We start from the raw sequence: 16995 nt of genomic DNA on the forward strand, positions 1-16995 counted from the left end.
AAATGCCAATTAATTACTTAACTAATGACTACCTAAATTATACCTTATCGAGTGACTTTAGTGGGAAGAGAACGTCGATACATTTCGCAAAGATGAGCGACAATATCAATTAAAGTTAGACGATAATCTAAAAGAATTTCATCACTACGACCTTCGAGTTTTAAGTGTTGGGAAAACTGTTCGATTAGATTCATGTGAATTTCCATAATATGGGAAACAGAAAGGTTAGCGAAAAAGGCTCTGGTGACAAATTGATCAATTCTTGAGTTGACCTCGGTTGCATTGCTAAAGTATTCGAGTAGAATCAAACGATATTCTTCGGTTAATTCGGTGAGTAATTCTTGTTTTTCTTCACTAGAAAGATTGTTAAAAAAATCTTCAGGTTTTCGTTTATAGTACACTCCTTTATACCCAAGTCGCTCTTGTAGTTTTTCTGTTAAACGATGTTGCTTAATTGTTAAAAATTCATTAATGTGTTCAATCTCTGCTTGTGGCTTTCGATCGGGTGTCAGTTGGAGGAAATCCCTGATTGCGTCGTCGATCGCGCTAGAAGTGTCCGATAAACTTTCAAGGAAAAGATACTTTTGAGCAGGATGATAAACTAAAGCCTGATTCTCATTTGCTGAGGTTAAAATAACAGCAGGTAACAGTTTACCGTCCTGTTTTAACCGCGTCAGCATCTCTTCTAAACCTTCACACTGGTGTAAAATTAAGCAGTCGATCTGCTCAGTTTGATCCCATACGGACTCCCAGAGAGCATCGGATGAATTAAAAACGCGCAAATCATAATGATTATTGCTTAAAATCTTTTGTAGAGATTGTGCAAGATCATCGTTGACCGTAAATAAACCAAGAAAAATTTGAGCAGACAAAGTTTAAATCAGGGGTAAAAAGTATGCGACAAACATGGGGATGGTCAAGACAGAGTTTTGAGTTGTGATCAGCTTCTGTATATCCCTTTATAAAAATTTAACATTTTCATGCGAACAAACAGCAGCCAGAGCCAAATAATTATGGAAGGGAAAACTCCCATGTCCACCGTTAATCCGACGTTAGAACAATTTATCAAGTTCGTTCCCTATTGTCAGTCCCAAAATAGTCTGGAAACGATGCTTTCGTCTTTTGGGGATTACAATCGCGACTTTCTGGTTGTTGTTAACAATAATAATATCCCCTTGGGAATCATTTCGGCGGGAACAGCTTTACGAGCCAAAACTGACAATAACTATTCTTTTCATGGGGTAACGGCTTTGTTATCTCCCGTTTCCACTGTATCAGAACAGTTAACCTTACAACAGTTACTTCCCTATTTAGAAAGAGCAGCCACAGAGGAAAAATTTTTAGTGGTGGATGCGAGGGGAAAATTGCGAGGGGAATTAGATACAGAAAGCATTTTACAAGTGCTGTTAAGAAGTCAGAAGCCATCCCCAGAAAAGAATTTTACTTCTTTATTGGATTTTTTAGATCAGTTTCCTCTCCCGTTGATGTTACAGACAAAAGAAGGGAAACTTCTCCATAAAAACAGCAGTTGGGGAGAAAAAATCTGTACACAGGCGGAAAATTGTTGTTTATTAACCCCGAAACTCTCGGAAGACGTAGAGAAGCAATGGTGTAATCTGATTTCTTCACCGTCTGTTTCTACTTCTAGGAAGGTTTCAGGAAAAAATAGTCGTTGTCCATTGTTTCCTCTAACCATGAAAGACAATCTCAATATTCCAGGGGTTTGGCAATTTACAACTCTCAATCTTCCCAATAGTGAGTTGGGTTCTCTCTGGTTGGTTCTGGCAACAGATATTAGCGAACAGAGACAGTTATGTAAAGAGTTGGCGGCGAAAAATGCTGATTTGGTTCAGTTGAATCGTCTTAAGGATGAGTTTTTGGCTTGTATTACCCATGAGTTGAAGAGTCCACTGACAGCAATTGTTGGGTTGTCGAATTTAATGGGGGAAAAAAGCATTGGGGATTTAAATGAACGTCAACAACGGTATGTTAAACAGATTTATCAAAGTGGTCGTCAGTTGATGAATTTGGTGAATGATTTGTTGGATTTGGCGCGTTTGGAAACGGGACAGTTACAATTACATCCAGAGGTGGTGAATGTAAAACAGGTTTGCGATCGAGCCTACGAAGAAGCCAGACAACAAACGCCAGATTTTGCTCCTCAGTTTACGTTCAATTTAGAACCGAATTTAGAAACGATCATTGCGGATGAACTGCGGTTGCGTCAGATGTTGGTTCATTTGCTTGCTAACGCCCAAAAATTTACCGCAGAGGAAGGGGAAATGGGGTTAGAGGTGAACGCATGGGAAGGATGGATTGCGTTTACGGTTTGGGATACAGGAATGGGGATTCCAGAAGCCTCTCAACATTTAATTTTCCAGAAGTTTCAACAGTTAGAAGACCCAATGACGCGACAATTTTCGGGAACAGGGTTAGGATTAGTGTTAACGCAACGATTGGCGCAAGCTCACGGCGGGGATGTGTCTTTTATTTCGGAAGAGGGAAAAGGCTCTCAGTTTACGCTTTTGCTTCCTCCCACACCCGCACCGAAACCGTTTCCATCTCAGGCGCATTCCCAACAGCAAGGGGGAAAACTGGTGTTGGTGGTGGAAGCCGTGCCGCAATATTTGAAGGAAATCACAAAACAATTGCAAGAATTAGGGTATCGGGTCGCGATCGCGCGGTCAGGAACGGAAGCACTGTTAAAAGCTCGCACCTTTCAACCTTGCACTATTTTACTAAATCCTGTGTTACCGCTTCTATCGGGTTGGGATGTCTTGACGTTAATTAAATCTCATCCGAGTAGTTGTCATCTTCCCGTTGTTGTGACTGGAACTCGTGGGGAAAAAGAAGAAGCGATGAACAATGGCGCTGATGCGTTTCTGACGTTACCAGTGGCGAAGGGAAGTCTTGAGGATGTCCTGTTGGCTTGTGCTGCACCGCGTTCCCCTTATCGTAAATGTTTGACGGTTCTCCGTCTTCATTATGCCGATCTGAATGCACCCCCGAAGCGCGATCGGATCACAGAAATTCTCAGTAGCCCCCCAGAAACCAGCCCTAAAAATGTCAATTATCGAATTTTAGAAGCGGATGATCCCGAACAAGCGGAACTATTACAGCGAATTTGGCATCCTGATGTCTTATTACTGACTGGTGACAACATTCCGCGTTCTTTCATTACCGCCATCAGTGAACAAGATACACTCCCCAATTTACCTCTCGTGTGTTTAGAGACGGAAAGCGCTCGATATGCTCACCAAACTGGAAAGTTATCGGTTTATCCTTGTTTAAAGCCGATTACCTCTCAACATACCCTTTGGTCAGTTTTACGGTTTGCGGCGGGTATTAGCCCCCCACCGCGCAAAACAGCGCCTTATGTGGTGGTTGCGGATGGGAAACGGTTAAATCAAAAGGTTTCGGTTTCTCCTCATCGCGGTTCGGAGTGGTTAAATGCTTTTGTTCAGTATCTCACAACCGCAGGTTATCGGACTTCTCTTTCCCATTCTTGGGAGGAAGTCTATCAACAAGCAGAAAATCAGGGAGCAGACCTGTTATTGTTAGACTTGAAAGGGACGGAAAGCAATGCTGAAGCGATCGCAGGATTAGAGAATTTACGCTCGATCGAGCATTTACCCATTATTGCCATTGCTCCCCCACAGCAACTGCTACAGGATGAAACCTTACATCAGCTTCTCACTGAGGTTGCCACTAAAATCTTACCCAATCATCCTCAATCTATGTTAGAACTGCTGAGGATTCTAGAAGAACAAATGGGGAATGATAACCAGTCGGTTGGGTAGAGACGTTCCATGGCACGTCTCCAAGGGAAACCCAACCTTTTAGAGTGACCAGTGATCAGTGATCAGTGATCAGTAAACAGTGAATAGTAAGCAATTAATTCGTAACAGATTGTAAGCTACTAAGTAACTGATTAGATCAAGCACAACTGGTGACTGGTCACTGATTGCTGTTGGGTTTGGTTACCTCCACCCAACCTACAATAGACTCATCGCTAAAGTTAGTGGCAAACTCTGAATTTTGCCTTTTGCTGTGATTTACATTACTAGATAAGCTAACGATAAATACTTTTACGATGTCCAACTTTAACAATCTCTATAGTTAGGACGCTGGGAAATACCGAATAAACTACCCTATAATTTCCTATTCTGATACGGTAAGTATTCTCAGTTCCCTTCAGCTTTTTACTGCTTCTAGGGTGTGGATTTTCAGCTAAAACTGCTACTGCCTCAAGAATTTTAGATATTATTGTCTTATCAAGTTTTTTGATCTCTTTTTTAGCAGATTGTTTCCACTCAATTTTATATAGAGCCATCTTCCTTTAATTCAGCGATCAAATCTTGATGAGAGGTAGTCGGTTCTTCCCTTCTTTCAGCCACAGCTGCTAAATCTTCTATGTCCTCGATTAATTCTTCAAACTCAGAGATTGGTAAGATGACAGATTTTTTTTCGCCTCGTTGATCTGTAATATATTCTGGGTGAAGATCATGTAATCCAATCATCGTCAATACCTCCTCTAACTTGTTGTCTGATTAACAATCATTAACATAGTACCATCTTCCTAAGCCCAATTTTCCAAGACAATTAGCAGATCAAAATCACTTTGTGGAGTGACGGGTAGGATAAACGTCTGGGGAAACCCCAGACACCACTCCCTGATGAAGTAAGATTAAGCAACTTGCATTCCAAAACTAGGAATGAGAAACCATAGTTTCCCCAGATTGGACAATTCTTAAACCTTCTTTTAGAGCATTTAAACGAGAATCCATCCAATTTTGATCCGCAATTAAACCCGCAACTCCTAAAGTTTCGAGACGGCTTTTTACTTTTCCAGTTGCGCCAACAATTATCACTTCTCGTCCCGCATCGATCGCTTCTTGAATGGCATTTTCTAAGGTTAAAGAAGAAGTTACACCTAACACGGGAACTTCCCCTAAATCCACAATTAAAACATCATAATTCTCGATCGCGCGGTGTTCTCTGGAAATCGCTTTTGCTACGCCAAAAATCATCGGACCACTGAGATGGAATAATAAAACGCGCCCATTGGCAGCATCTAAAACTTTGCTTTCTTCAGGAGAAAGAACAATTTGATCATCAGCATCAGTAATGGCTTTAACGGAATTCGATTGTAATTGGGAGAGTCGATCGATGGTGAGAATATTAGCAATAAATAATCCCACAGCAACGGCAATCATTAAGTCAACAAATACCGTTAATAAGACCACACCATAAACAATTCCCGCAGCTTTCCAGGAAATTTTGTGAACTCGTTTCAGGAATCCCCAATCAATAATATTAATTCCCACTTTTAAGACAATTCCCGCTAAAACCGATAAAGGAATCCCAGAGGTTAAAGGAGCAGCCCATAAAACAATAATTAACAGAATTAAAGCACGAGTAATGCCAGATAAAGCCGTTCGTCCTCCTGCTTGAATATTAACCACAGTTGGCGTTGTTGCGCCTGAACCAGCAATTCCCCCACATAATCCTGTAATAATATTTGCGATTCCTTGACCGACTAATTCTTTATTTGATTTGTGTTCTTGTCGAGTTAAACCATCAGAAACCACGCAAGTTAATAAGCAATCGATCGAACCGACTGTTCCTAAAATAATGGCATTAACAAACATTAACCGTAAATTTTCACCGCTAAATGTCGGCATCTGTAACTGAGGTAAACCTGGCGTAATTTCCCCAATTGTGCCAATGGTTCTGATTTCTACCCCATTTAAAAGAAACATTGAAACCAATGTTCCAATGATGAGAGCGATTAATTGTGGTGGAACAATATTTTTCCATCGAGAGGGATATAAAAAGAGAATTACTAAGGTAATGATTCCCAAAAGTGTCTCCCAAGGATTCAGATTTGCAATTAACATGGGAAGATTTTTAATCACCCCAATTGCTCCTCCTTTTGGGGTTTCTTGTCCTAAAAACGGTGCTAGTTGTACAAAAATTAAAATTACCCCAATGCCAGTCATAAAACCTGAAATGACATTATAGGGAAGCATGGTAATATAACGCCCTAAGCGCAACACCCCAAAGAGAATCTGAAACCCTCCCGCCATCATCACTACGGTAAAAGCCATCGCTAAACCCGTTTCAGGATGACTAGCGGTTAATTCAGCAATTACAGCCGTTACAATTACTGTCATTGGACCGGTTGGTTCAGAAATTAGACTGGGCGCACCACCAAATAAAGCGGCGAAAAACCCCACTAAAATTGCTCCCCACAAACCAGCAGCCGCACCAGCGCCAGAAGCAATCCCAAACGCTAACGCCATGGGTAAAGCGACTACCGCAGTCGTGATTCCTCCGAGAATGTCGCCTCTAAGGTTACGAAAATGGATGGTATTCGTAATTTTCATTTAATATAGTTCTCCTCTGTCTAGAGTCGATTTTATTTTCCTAACGAGATAACAATACAAGAATTTGGGGACTGATTAATACCTGTGAGGCGTTACTAAATTGGTCTATGTTGGGTTTCGTCAACTTCACCCATAAAGCGTGACCAGTGATCAGGAATCAGTAAATTATAGTCGTTCCAATTCACTTCTGTAGTGCAGCCATCTTGGCTGCTACTAGAGAGCAAGATGCTCCCACTACCTTTAAGCTGCTGTTTTTGATTTGGAATCACTATAATAATGAATCAATCTTTCACTTTTACTGACTAATTAAGTTTGAGAACTACTGGTCACTGGTCACTGGTCACTGGTCACTGATTGTTGTTGGGTTTCGTCTCCTTCACCCAACCTACACCTACGGTTGGGCTTCGTCTCCTTCACCCAACCTACAAGAACTAATCATCTGGGAATTGCCAACAAGCAATTTGTTGGATATTTTTGCTTTCACATTGAATACAGGTGGCATCTTCTTGGGAATCTACCCATTCCTCTCCACAGTCTCGACAGTGACAGAACAGGTTGTTTTGATTCGCAACTTGGATTTTTCGTTGCCATTGTTGGATTAATGGATCATTCTTACTCATGGTTCGATCGGGTAAAGGTAAAATGGGATACTGGAGAACACAAAAGACTTTTTTTAATAAAAATCGTAATGGATTTAATTGCGCTACAACATAAACTTGATAATATTTCGTTCTTGGTGCTGTTTCTGACCATGTTAATTTACTGGGTGGGAACTGCTTTTCGTAACTTGTCTTTCCTTCAGCCCTTGGGAACAGCAGGAATGGCAATTGGCAATTTCTGCATCGCGGGTTTATTGACCGCACGTTGGCTGGAAGCTGGTTATTTTCCCATTAGTAATTTGTATGAGTCGCTGTTTTTTCTCGCTTGGGGTGTAACGGCGGTTCATTTACTGGTGGAGTTAAACACTCAAAATTCTTTACTTGGTGTTTTTAGTGCGCCCTTAGCCATGAGTATCACCGCGTTTGCGGCTTTGAGTCTTCCCCCAGAAATGCAGTCCTCTGAACCTTTAGTTCCTGCTTTAAAGTCCAATTGGTTGATGATGCACGTTAGTGTAATGATGTTGAGTTATGCGACTTTGATGGTGGGGTCTCTCCTCGCGATCGCGTTTTTAATTGTGACGAAAGGAAATTCGGTTGCCCTACAAGGAAGTTCTTTTGGCACAGGAAACGATCGCATCCGTGCCATCAAAAATCAAAATCACTTAGCAACAGTGAGCAATACTGGCAGTGACAACCACACTCAAACCGCAGTTTTAGAGAAATCAGAAACCACAACCGAGACTCAGCTATCCCCTCAACGGTTGAACTTAGCCCAAACCTTAGACAATCTCAGCTACCGTGTCATTGGTTTAGGGTTTCCGTTACTCACCATTGGCATTATTGCTGGTGCAGTTTGGGCAAATGAGGCTTGGGGGTCTTATTGGAGTTGGGACCCGAAAGAAACTTGGGCGTTGATTACTTGGTTAGTTTTTGCTGCCTATCTTCACGCCAGAATTACCAAAGGATGGCAAGGAAAACGACCTGCAATTTTAGCCAGTACAGGATTTGTGGTGGTTTGGATTTGTTATTTAGGGGTAAATTTATTGGGGCAAGGTTTACATTCCTACGGTTGGTTTTTCTAAGTAATAAAACCTGATCAGGTTAGCCCCCTAACCCCCAATATTGGGGGAACGTAGAACGTAGGTTGGGTGGAGTTTACGAAACCCAACCTTTCAGTGACCAGTGACCAGTGATCAGTGACCAGTGATCAGTGACCAATGATCAGTGACCAGTGATCAGTGGCCAGTGACCAGTGAACAAATAACAAATAACGAATAACAAATAACAAATAACAAATAACAAATAACAAATAACGAATAACAAATAACGAATAACAAATAACGAATAACAAATAACGAAATTTGGATAGTTAAGATGAATTGGACAGACTATCACGGGAGATTACATAAAACTCTCCGTCAAAGACGGTTACTCCCGAAACAATCTCGTTTATTAGTCGCTGTGTCTGGCGGACAGGATTCTCTCTCTCTCTTACAGTTATTGTCTGATTTAAAACCAAAATGGGAGTGGGATTTAGCAGTTGCACATTGTGATCATCGCTGGTCGATCGATGCGGGAATGGCGGATCATGTGGAGACAATTGTCGAACGTTTAGGGATGACTTTTTTTCGGATCACCGCAGAAACTCCAGTGGAAGCAACGGAAGCTAGTGCGCGATCGTGGCGGTATCAAGTGCTGAGAAACTGTTGCGAAGAAAATGATTATGATTATGTTGTTACGGGTCACACTAGCACCGATCGAGCGGAAACCCTGCTTTATAATTTAATCAGAGGAAGTGGTAGTGATGGGTTACAGGCGTTAACTTGGGAAAGACCCCTCACCGCAAACATCAATCTTGTGCGTCCCTTGCTTAACTTTTCTCGTGAGGAAACGGAACAATTTTGTGAACAAATGCAACTTCCAATCTGGAAAGATATCGCCAATGATAATCTCAACTATGCCAGAAATCGTCTCCGCAAACAAATTTTTCCCCAACTCAAAGCACATTTTAACCCACAAGTAGAAATCGCGCTTTCTCAAACCGCAGACGTTTTACAAGCAGAAACAGCCTATCTTCAGCAACTCGCCACCGAATTATATGAAAAGGCGTATCATTCAAAACAATCTTTGTGTCGTGAACCTCTAAAAACCGCACCAGTGGCTTTACAACGAAGAGTAATGCGCTTATTTTGGCACACTTATTTTAAGAATACGCACGCTCCCAGCTTCCAACAAATCGAAGAATTAACCGCTTTAATTGATGCTCCCAACCGCAGTCAAACTTCATCCTTTCCCAAAAACATTTATGCTGTCGTTGAATCTGATTTGATCAGTTTTAAATCATTCGTTTAAGGTAAACTATCATCTAATAATTTTCGTACCTGTGCCAATTGATTTTGTTGATCTTCCGAATTAATTTTTTCTGCTTCTGTCGCCACCGTTTCTAATTGTTCACGGATGCTTTGTAACTCTTTTTCTCGTTGATGTAAAATCTCTCCATTTACTTCGACACGAGTCGATAACTCATCCGCTTCTCTTTGAATATCTAACCACTTCGATTCTGATTTATTAATTTCTACGCGAGTATTTTCGCACTCTTGTTGTTGCTCTTTTACTTTCGCTTCCAACTCTTTTACTCGCGCTTGTAAGGTTTCTATTTCTTCATTAACCTGATGAAATTCATCTTCACTATAATCGCGCTGACTATCAATTTTATTAAAAATGGGACTTAAATCGACTTTCGTCACTTCTTCCTCTTCATGTTCTTCACCGCGACGACGTTTGAGGTTTTTTTTATGTTGTTCTAAAATATCCTCTCGCGCCATTAAATTGCGCCGTTGACCCACTAAAGTTTTTTCAAGAAAGCGATACCTATCTTGTTCTTCTGCTAATTCGTTTTTTATATTTTCTTTTTCCTCATTATTTGCTGTTTCTAATTGTGCTTCTAGATCGCGAACGCTTTGTAATTGATAGTCTAACTCTTCCTCTTGATCTTTTACGAAAGAAACCGCACCATCAAAAGATTTTTTCATCGAATTAAATTCTTTTTCTAATTGCTCGATCGGCATTTCCTCTAAAGATTGAATATCAACATCTTGCTGAATTTTTAATTGAGGAGAATTAATCACCAAACGGGATAAAATATCTCGCGCTTCACTTTGTTTTTGTAATTGTGTCCCCAAATAAGTCACAATTTGTTGTTTTGTCTCCAGTTGACTTTGAACTGTAGCTAAACTTTGCTGTGATTGAAGTAAATTCCCTTGTTTTTCTTGAAACTGTTGGCGCAGTTGGCTTAACTGTTCCCAGAGTTCGCGAGCTTGATTTTGTTTGTCTTCTGCTTGTTGTCGCTCCTGATCTAAGGTTTTCCATTGACTTTGGATCGCAGTGGTTTTTTCCAGAACCAAATTTTGGCTTTCCTGAAGCGGTTGAAGCGTGGTTTTTGTCGCCTCGATCGAACGTTCCACCTGTTCCACCAAAGCGCGGAGAGAAGCCGTTTGTTCAGGAGTGAGTCCTTGTTTATCCTTGAGTTCCTCTTGTAGGGTTTCTAAACGCTGTTGTTCACCGCGTAGCTGATTCCATGCGCCTTCTAACTCAGCGCGATCGCTCTCCCATTGTTCCCGTAGCCGTTGAATTTCTGCTCGTTCCTTTTCTAACTGACTGAGTTGTTGTTCCTTTTCCTCTAACGCCTCCTCAGCTTTCTCTAACTCACTTTGACGACGATTTAGTTCTTTGGCTTGTATCCCTAAAGACTCTTTCCAGTCCTCAATTTCTTGTTCTTGTCCCTTCGTTTTTTCTAATTGGCGAGAAAAGGTTTGTAATAAATTAGCGACTCGCGCTCCAGCTAACTCCACCTTACCCTGAACCTGTCGGTTTGCCCCCAAATTTACCGTTACCAACGCCCCCTCACCAAACGCCTGAGTCACATCATCTGTCGAAACCGTTTCCTCTCCTGGAATCGCACTCCAACGATTGTCATTTTGTTGACAAGCCAGCAAATGAAGAACGGTTCTTGTTCCACCCATAAACAGTTTTGTTTGCTTTTTGACTTCTGCAATATAAAGCACAACCCTAATCCTTTTTTATTATTCTGACCACTTCACTTCTGCTAAATTTTACATACTTTGGAAACAATTTTAAGAGAAATGAGCTTAAGGAGATGACATAAATTATAGCAATCTCAAATGAGTCGTTAGAGACTTCAGCCCCCAAATTTAAAAGTGAGATCGATCGAGCGACAAATTCAGGAATTTTTTCCAAGCGTAACGGAGCAAATTCCATTAAAATCGGTACAATCAAGCAGTTGCTTAGATAATGAAGTGAGATCATAATGGTTAACTCAACCGCATTCGGAGAAGAAAACAATCAATCCGCTCTTAACGAAGCAGAAGATTTAAGTGCAGAAATCCAATCTTATGAACCACCAGAAGGAGAACTGCATTTGCGTCTTTATCTTCCTTCTAAAAGAGAACTGGCAATTCCAGCAACAGGGATTCGGGAAGTGGTTTCTCAATCCCCCAGTTTAATCACTCCCATTCCCAACGCTTCAGTCTTGTTATTAGGAACAATGAATTTACGGGGACAAGTGGTTTGGGTTGCCGACTTAGGGCAATTTCTAGGAGAGCCAGGAACTTTAACCACAGAACGCTCAGAGATTCCCGTGATTACCATTGAAGGTGAAGAAATGATCATGGGATTAGCCGTCGAACAAATTGCAGGGATGGAGTGGCTTGAACCAGAAGCGCTAGAAATGGCAAGTAATTTGTCTGATGAAATCGCTCCCTTTATTCTGGGAGAATGGGAAGAAGAAGGCTCGGCTTTGTTATTGCTTGATCCCTCAGCAATTCTGCGTTCAGCACGATGGGCAGCTTAAAAATCAAGGTAAAAAGTCTGAGCAATTATCTAGGAATAAAGTTAGGCTAGAGAAACTAAGTTTACCCAACTAAAATTGTAGAAATATCTCCATTCTTAAAGTTTAAATTATTAAGTAGGTAGTTGCGAGGCGCGAAGGGCAATGGCATCAAGTATTAAAAACCAAAATGATTATGAACGGGCAAAAACTGCCTATATAACGGGAAATTATGAAGAAGCCGCTTCGATCATAGAAAAGTTAGCAGAATCTTCACCCAGTGATCCAGAAATTTTACTGCTCAGAGGTCATATTTATTGCTATTTTCAAGAGTTTGATCAGGCTCGCGAACAATATAATTTAGTGATAGAAAATACAGACAGCGCCGAATATATTGATTGTGCGAATTCTGGACTGGAAACCGTGAGACAGTGGTTAGATGCTCCTTTTCGTGATGATTCGATCGATGAGCCGACCGAAGCATCAGAGTTTCCCTTTGGCGATTTATCAGAAGACGAAATTACTGCAATTTCAGCACTAGATGATGATGACGATGATGAACCTTTAACTAATCTCAAAGACACAGGCTTTTCTCCTTCACAAAACCTCGACAGCACTCATCGCCAAGTGGCGACGGAAATCAGTAATAGTCAAAGGACAAATCTTGATGATGATGATCCTGATACCGCCAAAGCAAGTCCACCAACCCCCACCGCAGAAGAAACCAATGCTAACCAGGCTCTATTTACAACAAGCAATCAGGAGGGGGCTGGATTATTTAGTTCCACCGCGTCTCAACAAGGAACAAATGATCTCTCCTTCGATGGAGAAGGTGAAAGCAACGAACCAATTGTCGAACAAGAACAAGGTCTTCTCGCCTTTTTAGATCAGGTCTCTCTAGCCAAGAAACAACAAATCCTTGCCGACGCGGTGGGAGTAGCTTCGGCGGTGGTGGTCGCTTTGGGGAGTTTTGGTATTTCTTCTTTCGGAGAAAATCAACCTGGCTTCTTTGGTAATTTGGTTAAATCCAGTGCTTTAGGGTTAGTCGGTGGTGTCGGTAGTGGTGCTGTCACTTGGGTAATGGGCGGTTTGGTGGTTAAGCAGGTGAAACGCTCCACAGGAGATTTACAAGCCCAGTTATATGCTGTCCAACAAGGAAATTTACAAGCAAAAGCGACCGTTTATTCTCAAGATGAATTTGGACAACTCGCCACTGGGTTTAATCAGATGACGCGAGTGGTTTCGACTACCACTAAGGAAGCGCAACGGAAAGCACAAGAACAAGAACAAGCGAAAGAAGATTTACAGCGTCAGGTGATTCGCTTACTGGATGACGTGGAAGGCGTAGCGAGAGGAGACTTAACGGTACAAGCGGAGGTGAGTGCTGACGTTCTCGGTGCGGTGGCGGATGCGTTTAACTTAACGATTCGTAATCTACGGACGATCGTCCAACAGGTAAAAGAAGCGGCGCGACAGGTGAACGAAGGGGCGGCAGAAAGTTCTTCTTTTGCGCGAGGTCTTTCGGAAGATGCGTTAAGACAAGCGGAAGAATTAGCGGTGAGTTTGAACTCATCCCAAATGATGACCGAATCCATTCAACGGGTAGCAGATAACGCGAAAGAAGCCGAGTCAGTGGCTCGAACCGCATCAGAAACCGCCCTGAAAGGTGGGGAGGCGGTGGATAGTACCGTCGCGGGGATTCTGCAAATTCGAGAAACGGTGGCTCAAAGTACCCGCAAGGTAAAACGTCTGGCGGAATCCTCCCAAGAGATTTCTAAAATTGTCTCGGTCATTTCTCAAATTGCTACTCGAACCAATAATTTAGCGTTGAATGCCTCCATTGAGGCGGCGCGTGCTGGTGAAGCAGGTCGCGGTTTCGCGGTGATTGCTGACGAGGTTCGACAGTTAGCGGATCGATCGAGCAAATCTTTACGGGAGATTGAAAAAATCGTACTGCAAATCCAGAGTGAAACCAGTTTCGTGATGATTGCGATGGAAGAGGGAACACAACAGGTAATTGAGGGAACAGAACGAGCGGAACAAGCGAAAAATGCCCTAGAGGATATTATTCAGGCATCTAACCGCATTGATTCTCTTGTTGAGTCGATTACCGCCGATACCGTAGAACAGTCAAAAACCGCTCAATCGGTGGCACAGGTAATGCAATCAGTGGAAATGACCGCTCAAGGAACATCCCAAGAATCGCAACAAGTTTCTACGGCTCTCCAAAATCTGGTAAGTTTAGCAGGGGATTTACTGGCTTCTGTGGAACGATTCCGTGTTAATCCCGAAGATGAACTAAAAAGTTAGTAAAATGGCGTTGAAAACAGGTTTGGGGTCATGGTTACAGCGTTTAATGGCAGCGCTGTTTTTAGGGGGGCAAATTCTCTTACATTTAAAACCCCATAAAATTCATCGTCGTAATACCCTAGAACAAATGGCGGTGGTGGGACCAGATTCTCTTCTGATTGCCCTAGTTACCGCTGGTTTTGTGGGGATGGTGTTTACTATTCAAGTGGCAAGGGAGTTTATTAATTTTGGTGCTGGAACGGCAGTGGGAGGGGTTCTCGCGATCGCGCTCACGAGGGAGTTAGCACCCGTGTTAACGGCGGTAGTGCTTGCAGGGCGTGTAGGGTCGGCATTTGCGGCGGAAATTGGCACAATGCAAGTCACCGAACAAATTGACGCGCTTTATATTCTGAAAACCGATCCGATCGAATATTTAGTGATCCCTCGAATTATCGCCTGTTGTACCATGCTTCCCATTTTGACCATTTTATCTTTAATTACAGGAATGGCAGGAGGATTACTGATTGCGATCACGGTTTATAATCTTTCTGATACGGTGTTTTTAGATTCAGCAAAGAGTTTTTTAGGATTATGGGATTTAATCAGTGCCATGATTAAAGCCAGTGTCTTTGGGATGTTAATTGCTATTATCGGTTGTAATTGGGGATTAACCACCACAGGCGGCGCGAAAGGAGTGGGACAATCCACAACCACCGCAGTAGTAACGGCGTTACTCGCGATTTTTATCAGTAATTTTTTATTATCTTGGCTGATGTTTCAAGGGGCTGGTAGTGCCTTTCAGGGAATTTAATGAGATGATAGAAAAAAAAGGAGGCTTATTGTTTATGACATCAACCACTGCTACTTCCAAACAAGAAACGGTTACTTTATCTCCTGATTATCGTTTACCTGCAGCGATTTTAGCGATCGCACTCGGCTTAATTTTTTTGGGTAATTCGATGATCTTAGGGAGTCAATTATTCTCTTTAATCGTGCTAATTTTAGGAATAATTATTAGCCTGTTTTCATTTTTTCTCACTCTACAAACGGCAATCATTCGCCTCAGTTTTACAGAAGAAGCGCTCTTAGTTTATCGTTCTCAGAAATTAATCCGTAAGTTTCCTTATTCGGACTGGAGTAATTGGGAAATTTTCTGGAAACCAGTTCCAATTTTGTTTTATTTCCGAGAAGTGAAAAGCATTCATTTTGTTCCTGTTTTATTCGATGTGAAAACTTTAAGAAAATGCTTAGAAGAACGGATTACAATTAATAATTAAAATTTTGACCTAGATAAAAGTAGGTTGGGTGGAGTTTACGAAACCCAACACCAATCAGTGACCAGTTACCAGTGACCAGTTACCAGTGACCAGTTGTGCTTGATCTAATCAGTTACTTAGTAGCTTACAATCTGTTACGAATTAATTGCTTACTATTCACTATTCATTGCTTACTGATCACTGATCACTGGTCACTGCAATGGGTGGAGTTTACGAAACCCAACATCGATCCGATCGATTCCTAAAATTTTCTGATGTTGGGTTATCACCCAACCTACTTTCGACTTCCTGATGTTGGGTTATCACCCAACCTACTTTCGACTTCCTGATGTTGGGTTATCACCCAACCTACTTTCTGATGTTGGGTGATCACTGATGTTGGGTTATCACCGAACCGACTTCCTGATGTTGGGTTATCACCGAACCGACTTTCTAAGAAATAAGAATAACTAAAAATAACAAAATGACAGTTGATAAACAGAAGCGAACAATCCACGAACAAGCATTGCTGAAAACCGAAAAGCCGAATTTAGAAAATAATCTTGATTTAGATGAGTTAAAAGCCGAAAAAGCACGGTTAGAACAGGAGATTAAAACCTTAGAAGCGGAGAAACAAAAACGGATTGCAGCCGAAGCAACTGAAACGAAAACCGCTTTGGCGAAAATGGTACAAGACAGTTTAAAAGAACTGGAGGAAAAGCGGCAAAATTTACAGCAATCTGTAGAACAATTAGAACGACGGCGCGATCGCGCAGAACAAGAAATGCGAACCACTTTCGCTGGTGTATCTCAAGAGTTAGCAGTACGTTTACAAGGATTCAAAGATTATTTAGTGGGGAGTTTACAAGATTTAGCGGTGGCTGCGGAACAATTAGATTTACCCAGTATGGAAGAACCCGTCGCCGAAGCGAATCCCCTTCCCACTACACCCCCACCCGAAACGAAGGCTGCTTCCCCCCAATTTACCCAACAGGAATGGCAAGAAGAATCAAAACAGATTCGCACCCTTTTAGATCAATACCGCGCTTTTCCCGACTATTATGGCCCCCCTTGGCAACTGCGACGGACATTTGAACCCATCCACGCCGATCGCGCCCAAGAATGGTTTTTTAGTCTTGCGGGAAGAGGGGCGATTCCGACAATGGGGAGTCGTCTTCAGAATATTTTAGTGGCTTCGGCGATTATTTCTGTCTTGTATGATATTTATGGAGAACAGTTACGAACGCTGGTTTTAGCGGATTCTCCCGAACGACTGGGAGAATGGCGGCGAGGATTACAAGATTGTCTGGGAATTTCTCGCAGTGATTTCGGTCCGAATCGAGGGGTGGTTTTATTTGAAAGTCCTGAGTCTCTCATCCAGAGGGCCAATCGGATCATGGAAAATGAAGATTTACCATTGATTATTATTGACCAAAGCGAGAATGAGGTGGATTTATCGTTACTTCAGTTTCCCCTGTGGTTAGCGTTTGCAAAAGATTTTCAAAAAACTGAAGGCTATTCGTTTTAATTAAAGAATACGAATCTTAACTTGTTTCTAATGATCCCTAACTCCGCTCGATCGGGCTAATTTGCCTTTGGTTATGCTTGGAAGTGAG

General features: G+C 41.9%; 17 protein-coding genes. 9 read left to right on the forward strand and 8 right to left on the reverse strand.

Annotation, left to right across the window (positions count from 1 at the left end):
- Positions 1–44: 44 nt before the first annotated feature.
- On the reverse strand, positions 45–872 hold the full coding sequence (locus DACSA_RS17060) for a circadian clock protein KaiA (protein WP_015230936.1): 828 nt from the start codon (positions 870–872) through the stop codon (positions 45–47).
- Positions 873–1013: 141 nt separating this feature from the next.
- On the opposite strand from DACSA_RS17060, the gene DACSA_RS17065 reads away from it, so the two are divergent.
- Positions 1014–3800, forward strand: a complete 2787-nt coding sequence (locus tag DACSA_RS17065) for an ATP-binding protein (protein WP_015230937.1) — start codon at positions 1014–1016, stop codon at positions 3798–3800.
- 272 nt (positions 3801–4072) lie between these two features.
- Here the strand turns inward: DACSA_RS17065 and DACSA_RS17070 are convergent, their stop codons facing one another.
- The 5 genes from DACSA_RS17070 to DACSA_RS17085 form a co-directional block, all read right to left on the reverse strand.
- Positions 4073–4333, reverse strand: coding sequence for a type II toxin-antitoxin system RelE family toxin (locus tag DACSA_RS17070; protein ID WP_015230938.1), 261 nt, complete (start codon positions 4331–4333; stop codon positions 4073–4075).
- On the reverse strand, positions 4320–4520 hold the full coding sequence (locus tag DACSA_RS17075; RefSeq protein ID WP_015230939.1) for a hypothetical protein: 201 nt from the start codon (positions 4518–4520) through the stop codon (positions 4320–4322). The genes DACSA_RS17070 and DACSA_RS17075 overlap by 14 nt, the downstream gene beginning before the upstream one ends.
- 189 nt (positions 4521–4709) lie before the next feature.
- Positions 4710–6389, reverse strand: a complete 1680-nt coding sequence (gene bicA, locus DACSA_RS17080) for a bicarbonate transporter BicA (RefSeq protein ID WP_015230940.1) — start codon at positions 6387–6389, stop codon at positions 4710–4712.
- 95 nt (positions 6390–6484) lie between these two features.
- On the reverse strand, positions 6485–6658 hold the full coding sequence (locus DACSA_RS21085) for a hypothetical protein (protein WP_156800840.1): 174 nt from the start codon (positions 6656–6658) through the stop codon (positions 6485–6487).
- 162 nt (positions 6659–6820) lie between these two features.
- Positions 6821–7009, reverse strand: coding sequence for a hypothetical protein (locus DACSA_RS17085; protein WP_015230941.1), 189 nt, complete (start codon positions 7007–7009; stop codon positions 6821–6823).
- Positions 7010–7077: 68 nt separating this feature from the next.
- On the opposite strand from DACSA_RS17085, the gene ccsB reads away from it, so the two are divergent.
- Positions 7078–8070: a c-type cytochrome biogenesis protein CcsB gene (ccsB, locus tag DACSA_RS17090; protein ID WP_015230942.1), complete on the forward strand. Its 993-nt coding sequence runs from the start codon at positions 7078–7080 to the stop codon at positions 8068–8070.
- 125 nt (positions 8071–8195) lie between these two features.
- On the opposite strand, the gene DACSA_RS21090 is transcribed toward ccsB, so the two are convergent.
- Positions 8196–8339: a hypothetical protein gene (locus DACSA_RS21090; protein ID WP_156800841.1), complete on the reverse strand. Its 144-nt coding sequence runs from the start codon at positions 8337–8339 to the stop codon at positions 8196–8198.
- A gap of 23 nt (positions 8340–8362) precedes the next feature.
- Here DACSA_RS21090 and tilS point away from each other — a divergent pair, with 23 nt between their 5' ends.
- The gene (gene tilS, locus DACSA_RS17095) at positions 8363–9340 is read left to right on the forward strand and encodes a tRNA lysidine(34) synthetase TilS (protein WP_015230943.1); all 978 of its coding nucleotides are present in this window, start codon (positions 8363–8365) and stop codon (positions 9338–9340) included.
- Here tilS and hmpF read toward each other — a convergent pair.
- Positions 9337–11010, reverse strand: a complete 1674-nt coding sequence (hmpF, locus tag DACSA_RS17100) for a pilus motility taxis protein HmpF (RefSeq protein ID WP_198007600.1) — start codon at positions 11008–11010, stop codon at positions 9337–9339. The genes tilS and hmpF overlap by 4 nt on opposite strands.
- A 305-nt stretch (positions 11011–11315) precedes the next feature.
- Between hmpF and DACSA_RS17110 the strand changes: the two genes are divergently transcribed.
- The 6 genes from DACSA_RS17110 (at position 11316) to DACSA_RS17130 (ending at position 16907) form a co-directional block, all read left to right on the forward strand.
- Complete coding sequence (locus DACSA_RS17110) at positions 11316–11858, forward strand: CheW domain-containing protein (RefSeq protein WP_015230945.1); 543 nt, start codon at positions 11316–11318, stop codon at positions 11856–11858.
- A gap of 141 nt (positions 11859–11999) precedes the next feature.
- Complete coding sequence (locus tag DACSA_RS17115) at positions 12000–14144, forward strand: methyl-accepting chemotaxis protein (protein WP_015230946.1); 2145 nt, start codon at positions 12000–12002, stop codon at positions 14142–14144.
- 4 nt (positions 14145–14148) lie between these two features.
- A complete protein-coding gene (locus DACSA_RS17120) occupies positions 14149–14934 on the forward strand; it encodes an MlaE family lipid ABC transporter permease subunit (protein WP_015230947.1) in 786 nt (261 codons plus the stop codon).
- Positions 14935–14968: 34 nt separating this feature from the next.
- Entirely contained in the window at positions 14969–15400 is a 432-nt protein-coding gene (locus DACSA_RS17125) for a DUF3119 family protein (protein WP_015230948.1), read from the forward strand.
- A 95-nt stretch (positions 15401–15495) separates the two neighbouring features.
- Complete coding sequence (locus DACSA_RS21095) at positions 15496–15645, forward strand: hypothetical protein (RefSeq protein ID WP_156800842.1); 150 nt, start codon at positions 15496–15498, stop codon at positions 15643–15645.
- Between the two features lie 218 nt (positions 15646–15863).
- Entirely contained in the window at positions 15864–16907 is a 1044-nt protein-coding gene (locus tag DACSA_RS17130) for a DUF3086 domain-containing protein (protein ID WP_015230949.1), read from the forward strand.
- The last annotated feature ends 88 nt before the right edge of the window (positions 16908–16995 follow it).

It is taken from the genome of Dactylococcopsis salina PCC 8305 (genome assembly GCF_000317615.1).
Taxonomy (GTDB): Bacteria; Cyanobacteriota; Cyanobacteriia; order Cyanobacteriales; family Rubidibacteraceae; genus Halothece; species Halothece salina.

Excerpts from the sequence above, each read along its gene's own strand:
- DACSA_RS17065 (WP_015230937.1), top strand. The coding sequence starts at position 1,014 with ATGGAAGGGAAAACTCCCATGTCCACCGTTAATCCGACGTTAGAACAA.
- DACSA_RS17070 (WP_015230938.1), bottom strand. The coding sequence starts at position 4,333 with ATGGCTCTATATAAAATTGAGTGGAAACAATCTGCTAAAAAAGAGATC.
- DACSA_RS17075 (WP_015230939.1), bottom strand. The coding sequence starts at position 4,520 with ATGATTGGATTACATGATCTTCACCCAGAATATATTACAGATCAACGA.
- bicA (WP_015230940.1), bottom strand. The coding sequence starts at position 6,389 with ATGAAAATTACGAATACCATCCATTTTCGTAACCTTAGAGGCGACATT.
- DACSA_RS17085 (WP_015230941.1), bottom strand. The coding sequence starts at position 7,009 with ATGAGTAAGAATGATCCATTAATCCAACAATGGCAACGAAAAATCCAA.
- ccsB (WP_015230942.1), top strand. The coding sequence starts at position 7,078 with ATGGATTTAATTGCGCTACAACATAAACTTGATAATATTTCGTTCTTG.
- tilS (WP_015230943.1), top strand. The coding sequence starts at position 8,363 with ATGAATTGGACAGACTATCACGGGAGATTACATAAAACTCTCCGTCAA.
- hmpF (WP_198007600.1), bottom strand. The coding sequence starts at position 11,010 with ATGGGTGGAACAAGAACCGTTCTTCATTTGCTGGCTTGTCAACAAAAT.
- DACSA_RS17110 (WP_015230945.1), top strand. The coding sequence starts at position 11,316 with ATGGTTAACTCAACCGCATTCGGAGAAGAAAACAATCAATCCGCTCTT.
- DACSA_RS17115 (WP_015230946.1), top strand. The coding sequence starts at position 12,000 with ATGGCATCAAGTATTAAAAACCAAAATGATTATGAACGGGCAAAAACT.
- DACSA_RS17120 (WP_015230947.1), top strand. The coding sequence starts at position 14,149 with ATGGCGTTGAAAACAGGTTTGGGGTCATGGTTACAGCGTTTAATGGCA.
- DACSA_RS17125 (WP_015230948.1), top strand. The coding sequence starts at position 14,969 with ATGACATCAACCACTGCTACTTCCAAACAAGAAACGGTTACTTTATCT.
- DACSA_RS17130 (WP_015230949.1), top strand. The coding sequence starts at position 15,864 with ATGACAGTTGATAAACAGAAGCGAACAATCCACGAACAAGCATTGCTG.